This window comes from Aggregatilinea sp. (assembly GCF_036822615.1).
In the GTDB taxonomy this organism is placed as follows: domain Bacteria; phylum Chloroflexota; class Anaerolineae; order Aggregatilineales; family Aggregatilineaceae; genus Aggregatilinea.
In genome coordinates, this window is the sequence record NZ_DAISHJ010000104.1 from 16,693 (window position 1) to 19,062 (window position 2,370).

Annotated in this window: 2 protein-coding genes; both read left to right on the forward strand. The window is 69.6% G+C overall.

The window, feature by feature from the left end; all coding sequences use genetic code 11:
- A partial coding sequence (locus V7116_RS20380) for a class I SAM-dependent methyltransferase (protein WP_324393815.1) occupies window positions 1-564 on the forward strand: 564 nt, incomplete at its 5' end.
- 123 nt (window positions 565-687) lie between these two features.
- The coding region (locus V7116_RS20385) for an adenylate/guanylate cyclase domain-containing protein (RefSeq protein ID WP_324393816.1) at window positions 688-2,370 on the forward strand (1,683 nt) is incomplete at its 3' end.

Consider the following 2,370-nt stretch of genomic DNA (forward strand, 5'->3'; position numbering starts at 1 on the left):
CGCCACCACACGCACGATGCGCGGGCGCAGTTTGAAGTGGGCGACGCGCTGGCCCTGCCGGTCGAGTCCGGCGCGCACGACGTGGCCGTATCGGGCTTCATGCTCAATTTCGTGCCGCAGCCCGCGCGGGCCGCCGAGGAAATGGCGCGCGCCGTGCAGTCGGGCGGCACGGTTGCCCTGTACGTGTGGGATTACGCGGGTAAAGTCCAGTTCATGCGCCACTTCTGGAACGCAGCGGCGGCCCTCGATCCGCAGGCGCGCGATCTGGACGAAGGACGGCGGTTTCCGGTGTGCAGCCCGCACGCATTGACGGGGCTTTTCGAGGCGGCGGGGCTTCACGACGTCCGGGCCGGCGCGCTCGACATCGACACCGATTTCAAGGATTTTGACGATTACTGGTCGCCATTTCTCGGCGGGCAAGGTCCAGCCCCCACGTACGCGGTGACGCTGCCCGAGGCGCACCGAACGGCGCTGCGCGAGCGCCTCCGCGATGCGCTGCCGTTCGCCGTGGACGGATCGATCCCCCTGGTGGCGCGCGCCTGGGCCGTGCGCGGCACGCGGTAAAACGGCCTGACCCTCCCCCACCCGTAGACGGTTCCCCACCTTTTACGTTAGGATCGAAAGAACAAACCGCCACACCGCTGTGCGCGGCGTCTTTGCCGCGCATGCCAAACCCAGGATGCCCCCATGTCCTTCGATCCCGATCTGCGCGCCCGCCTGAGCCGCTACCTGCCCGCGGAAGCGCTGGCCGATCTGCCTGACAGCGCCGCCGCAGTCCGCGCCGTGCGGCGCTTGAACAGTCTGAGCCAGGCGATCAACGCCTTCGTGCCCCAGTCCATCGCGGACGAGCGCGCCAATCGCCCCATGCCCCATACCGATATCCGTCCCGGCACATTCCTGTTCGCGGACGTGAGCGGGTTCACCCTCCTGGCCGACATGCTCCAGCGGCAGATGGGCGCGGCGGGCGCGGAAGTCCTCACGCAGATCATGAACGACTACTTCGCCGCGATGCTCGACATTCTGGCGAAGTCCAACGGGCGGCTGCTGAAGTTCGCCGGGGATGCGCTGCTGGCGTTTTTCCCGGCCACGTCCGGCAGCGCCGACGCCGCCCACGCGATCCGGGCCGGGCTGCGCATGCAGCGCGCGATGGCGGCTCACTTCCAGCCGGTCAGCAGCCCGCTGCTGGCGGAGCTGTCCGGCGCGGAGCCGCTCGCGCTCACCATGTCCATCGGCCTCAGCCGGGGCGACCTGATCGAAGCGGTGGTCGGCGGCGAGCAGCAGCGCGATTTGATCCTGCTGGGCGATCTACCCCGCCGCGCGATGGCGGCTGAATCCGCCGGATCCTGTGACGACGTGCTGGTCGATGGCTCGCTGCGCGCCGTGGGCGAGTCGTTCGGGCTGGACCCCGCCGGGCCGGACGTCTGGCGCGTGCGGGACACGCTCGGGGAGCAGCTGGGCGATTACGAGCTGGCCGTGCCGCAGCGCCGCCGCGCCCAAAGCGGCATGCTGATCGGCTACGGGCAGGACGATCTGGTCGCGGAGCTGCGGCGGCAGATCGATGAAGTGGAGCACGTCGCGCGTTTCGTCGCGCCCGAAGTCGTGGAAAAGCTCGTCTTTCGCGGCGACCACATCGAGAGCGAAAATCGTCCGGCGGCGGTGCTGTTCGTGCACCTCGCGGGCTTCTCCGATTTGCTGGCCACGTGGGGCCCCGACCGCCTGCCGGAGATCGTCGCCCTGCTCGATCGCGCCTATACGCTCGCCCAGCACACCATCACCGCGCACGGCGGCTCCCTGACGCGCTGCGATCCCTATCAGGCCGGAACGAAGCTGCTGATCACGTTCGGCGCGCCCGTCGCCCACCCTGACGATCCGGTGCGGGCCGTCGCCGCCGCCCTGAGCCTGAGCCAGCAGATCGACCCGCTCAACCACGATCTACCCGCGGAAGCGCGCCTGTCCGTGCGCGTCGGGATCAGCTCCGGTTACGTCTTCGCGGGCGAGGTCGGCTGGCGCGCTCGCCGCGAATATACCGTCATGGGCGACGACGTGAATCTCGCCGCCCGGCTCATGTCGCACGCCGCGCCGGGCGAGGTGCTGGTCAGCGCGCGGGTATGGAAGCGCGTGAAACCGCGCTTTACCGGCGTCCCGCTGCCGCTGTTCACGCTGCCGGGGCGCAGCGATCCGATCCAGGCGCACCGCATCCAGGACCCTATCATCGCCTCGACGGTCGAACTCAACGCGCTCGCCCTCCCGCCCGACGACGCCCGCATGCTCGACCGCGACGGCGCGGCAGAGATCGCGGCGCAGCAGTTGGGTGTGGACCGCCTCGATCCCGTGCTGGCGGACTGGTTGTGGATGCGTGCGGGCACAAAC